The organism is Acidobacteriota bacterium, assembly GCA_028875725.1.
Lineage (GTDB): Bacteria > Acidobacteriota > Thermoanaerobaculia > Multivoradales > Multivoraceae > Multivorans.
This window is the reverse complement of the sequence record JAPPCR010000006.1, coordinates 182,809-187,259: the sequence shown is the minus strand read 5'-3', so window position 1 is coordinate 187,259 and position 4,451 is coordinate 182,809. Positions and strand designations below refer to the sequence as shown.

Annotated in this window: 3 protein-coding genes; 2 read left to right on the top strand and 1 reads right to left on the bottom strand. The window is 69.3% G+C overall.

Going from position 1 to position 4,451, the window contains the following annotated elements:
- Positions 1-5: 5 nt before the first annotated feature.
- Positions 6-1,097: a glycosyltransferase family 2 protein gene (locus OXI49_02860; protein ID MDE2689424.1), complete on the top strand. Its 1,092-nt coding sequence runs from the start codon at positions 6-8 to the stop codon at positions 1,095-1,097.
- The gene (locus tag OXI49_02855) at positions 1,094-3,433 is read left to right on the top strand and encodes a tetratricopeptide repeat protein (protein MDE2689423.1); all 2,340 of its coding nucleotides are present in this window, start codon (positions 1,094-1,096) and stop codon (positions 3,431-3,433) included. The genes OXI49_02860 and OXI49_02855 overlap by 4 nt, the downstream gene beginning before the upstream one ends.
- Here OXI49_02855 and OXI49_02850 read toward each other — a convergent pair.
- Positions 3,430-4,320, bottom strand: coding sequence for an NAD(P)-dependent oxidoreductase (locus OXI49_02850; GenBank protein MDE2689422.1), 891 nt, complete (start codon positions 4,318-4,320; stop codon positions 3,430-3,432). The genes OXI49_02855 and OXI49_02850 overlap by 4 nt on opposite strands.
- Positions 4,321-4,451 lie beyond the last annotated feature (131 nt).

Sequence of the window (4,451 nt, the reverse complement as noted above, 5' to 3'; positions counted from 1 at the left end):
TGGGAGTGAGCGTTGTAGCGCCTGTCTATCGGGAGGCGGAGAACATCCGGGCCCTGGCGACCCGGATTCACGCCGCGATGGAGACCGCCGGCGTCGACTGGGAGCTGATTCTCGCGGACGACGACTCCGGCGACGGAAGCGAAGAACTCGCCCTCGAACTGGGCCGCAGCCTGCCCCTGCGCTTCCATGTCCGGCGGGCGCGGCCCCGCGATCTCTCGCAATCGGTCCTGGACGGTATCCGGCTGGCACGCTTCGATCGGCTGGTCGTCATGGACGCCGACCTTTCCCATCCGCCCGAGCAAGTACCCGAGCTGCTCGAGGCCCTTGACGGCGGCGCCGGGATGGCGCTCGGCAGTCGCTATGTCACCGGCGGCCGGATCGACGGCGAGTGGAGCCGCTATCGCACCCTGAACTCCCGCGTCGCCACCTGGCTGACGCGACCGCTGACGCGTTGCGCGGATCCGATGTCAGGTTTCTTCGCCGTCGACCGTCGCCGGCTGCCCGCGCCCGATGAACTCGCTCCTGTCGGATTCAAGATAGGGCTGGAACTCATGGTGCGAGGCGAACTTCAGGTGCGTGAAGTGCCGATTCGCTTCGACGAACGCCACGGCGGATCGAGCAAGCTGACCTGGCGCCAGCAACTCGCCTTCCTGCGTCACCTGTTTCGCCTCTACCGGTATCGCTTCGGGGTCCCCGTGCGGCTGCTCGCCTTCGGCGCCGTCGGCGCCACCGGCCTGATCGTCGACACCGCAGTCTACCTGGGCCTCCAGGCAGTCGGACTCGGCCACCTGCTGGCGCGCTTCCTGTCCTTCTGGCCGGCCGTTACGTGGAACTGGCGCCTGAACCGGATGCTGACCTTCGACGACCGTCCGCCGGCACGCGCGGTCGGCCAATGGACCCGATTCGCCTTCGCCAGCACGGTCGGTCTGACGACGAACGTCGGCAGCTACGCGGCGCTGACGAGCTTCGTGGAACCGTTCATGGCCAGGCCATTGCTCGCCCTGTTCGCGGGCGTGGCCATCGGCAGCGCGGCGAACTTCGCCGTCGCGACGCGCTTCGTCTACCGCCGGCGCCGGCCGGCCACGGGCAACGAATGACGACGAAGAAGCAGGCCAGGGACGCGCGGCGCGCCCGCTTGGCGGCCGCACGGGAGGCCGCGGCTGGACAGGTCGAGACGATCGAAGCAAGACCGGCCACCTCGCCTCGCGAGAAGCTCGCCGCGGCGGCGCTCGTGCTGATGGTCGGGATCAGCTTCGTTCCCGCCTACCAGGCCGGCTTCGTATGGGACGACACGATCTTCGCCGACTCGCCGGTCATCCGCGAGGCTTCCGGCCTGCAGAGCATCTGGTTTTCACCCGGCGACATCGAACAGGAAGGCCACTACTGGCCGGTCACCTACACGACCTTCTGGCTGGAGCAGAAGCTCTGGGGCTTCGAGCCGCTCGGCTACCACGTCCTCAACGTGATCCTGCACGCGGTGAACGTGCTGCTGGTGTGGTGGCTGCTCCGGCGGTTCGCCGTGCCGGGCGCCTGGGTCGTGGCCGCCGTGTTCGCCGTTCACCCGCTGCACGTCGAGTCGGTGGCCTGGGTCATCGAGCGCAAGGACGTGCTGTCGGGCCTGTTCTACCTGACCTCGTTCCTCGCCTACGTCCGGTTCGCCGCCCGCGAACGACCGGCGCACTACCTGCTCGCGCTGGGCCTGTTCGCTGCCGGCCTGTTGTCCAAGACGATCGTCGTCACGCTTCCCGCAGCGCTCCTGATCTGGCACTGGTGGCAACGCGGCCGTATCACCCGACCCGACCTGCTGCGCACCGCGCCGTTCTTCGCAGTCGGCCTGGCGATCGCGGCCGCCGACACGGCGTTCTACCGAACGCGGGAGGCCCTGACACTCGACTACTCCTTCGTGGAACGGATACTGATCGCCGGCCGCGCGCTCTGGTTCTACGCCAGCAAGCTCGCCTGGCCCGGCGATCTGGCGGTCATCTACCCGCTCTGGGACGTACGAAGCGGCGATGCGGTGGGCTGGCTGTACGTGGCCGGGGCCGTCGCGGTGCCGGCCGTCCTCTGGCTCGGCCGCGAAAGGTGGGGCCGGGGTCCGCTGGCTTGCGCCGCCTTCTACGCCGCGACCCTGTCTCCCGCGCTCGGCCTGATCGACTACGGCTACATGCAGTTCTCTCTCGTCGCCGACCGCTTCCAGTATCTGGCCGGAATCGGCCTGCTCGCCCTGGTCGGCGCCGCCCTGGTCCGCGCCGCCGAGAGGCTTCCGACCGCCGGTCTCACGGCCGGGAAGGTCCTGCTGGCGGCGGTCCTGACCCTGCTTGGGGGGCTGAGCTGGAGGCACGCCGCAAACTTCCGGGACGACGCGACCCTGTTCAGCCACATCGTGTCGCTCAATCCGGAGGCCCGCGACGCTCACCTCAACCTGTCCCAGGCGCTGATCGAGACGGATCGCTTCGACGAAGCTCTCGAGGCGACCCGTACCGCGGTCGAGCAGCGCCCCGACTCCGCCGACGCCCACTCGAACCTGGGGCTCGCACTGATGGCCCTCGATCGCTTCGAGGAGGCGGAGGAGACCTTCGCTCGAGTTCTCGAGATCGATCCCCGGTACCGGAACGGCCATCAGAACCTCGGGGAGCTCAGGAAGAAGCAGGGCAGGTACGACGAGGCGGTCGAACAGTACCGGCGCGCCCTCGAGATCGACCCGGACTTCGCCCTGGGCTGGGCCGGCCTGGCCGACGCTCACTTTCTGGCCGGTCGGCACGTAGAAGCCGCGGAAGCGGCAAGGAAGTCCCTTTCGATCGACCCCGACTCACCGAACACCGCCACGCTCCATTCGTTGCTGGACCGGTCATCCACCGCGGCGATCCACACTCGGGCGGAGACCCTGAGAGGGCAACAGCGCCATGCCGAGGCGCTCGCTCTCTACCGGGAGGCCCTGGAACTGGACGCCGAGTTCGCGCCGGCCATCGCCGGCATGGGCATCGCCTTCTTCGAGCTTGAACGGTACGAAGAGGCCATCGAGTCGTTGGAACGGGCCCTCGCCATCGCACCAGAGCTGCCGGAGGCCTCCTCGCTGCACCGCGTGACGGGCCGGGCGCTGCAGGAACTCGGCCGGACGGACGAAGCGGCCGCGCAGTTCGCACGGACGCTGGAACTCGACCCGCGCGACACCGAGGCGCTCGACCGCCTCGGCTTCCTCCGCTTCAACGCGGGCCGCTACGAAGAGGCGCTTGAGCACTACCGGGCGCTGCTAGAGATCGACCCTGCCGATGCAACGGCTCGCTCCAACCTGGGCGTCGCCCTGCTCAACCTGCAGCGGTACGAGGAAGCAGCGCGGAGTCTGGAGCGCTCGCTGGAACTCGACCCGGAACAGGCCATCGCGCGCGCCGCCCTGGACGAGGCGCGCCGGAGGAGCCGGGGCGGCGAACGCTAGGAGTTCGCCCCGCCCTCGCTCATCGCCCGCAGCCGCACGACCAGGCTCGACGTGTCCCAGCGCAAGCCGCCGAGCGCGGCGACCTCGCTGTAGAACTGGTCGACCAGCGCAGCCAGGGGCAGGTGCGCTCCATTCCGGCGCGCCTCCTCCAGCGCGATGCCGAGGTCCTTGCGCATCCACTGGACCGCGAAGCCGTAGTCGAACTTGCCCTGGACCATCGTCTCGGCACGATTGTCCATCTGCCAGGACCCCGCGGCGCCGGTCGAGATGGCGCCGATCACTGCGAGCGGGTCGAGACCGGCCTTCTCCGCGAAGTGGATTCCCTCGGAGAGGCCCTGGACGATGCCGGCGATGCAGAGCTGGTTGACCGCCTTCGTCAACTGGCCGCTGCCGGCGGGGCCGAGCAGGGTGACCGCCCGGCTGTAGCAGTCGATGACCGCGTTCACGCGCTTGAAGACGTCCGGTTCGCCGCCGCACATGACGGTCAGCGCCCCGTTCTCGGCGCCGGCCTGGCCGCCCGAGACCGGCGCGTCGAGGAAACCGCAGCCCTTCTCCTCGCAGGCGCTGGCGAGTTCCCGGGCGAGTCGCGCCGACGCAGTCGTGTGGTCGACGAGCACGCTGTCCTCGGCCATGCCCTCGAGGGCGCCGCCCGGTTCCAGAGTGACCGCCCGCACGTCGTCGTCGTTGCCAACGCAACAGAAGACGAACTCGGCGCCGGCTGCCGCCTCGGACGGGGTCGGGGCGCTCCTGCCTCCGTGCGCTCCGACCCACTGATCCGCCTTCGCCGCGGTGCGGTTGAACACAGTGACTTCGTGACCGGCGGCCGCCAGGTGACCAGCCATCGGATAGCCCATGACTCCGAGTCCGACGAACGCAACGTCTGCCATACCAAGCGCCTCCCCAGGCGGCTTGTCGCGCCGCCCGAACTGGTCGATGAGGCGCGATCCTAGCGCCGTCACCGAAAAGGGCGGGCGCCCGAAGGACGCCCGCCCGAAGTTGCGGAACTGGTTGCCTGCGC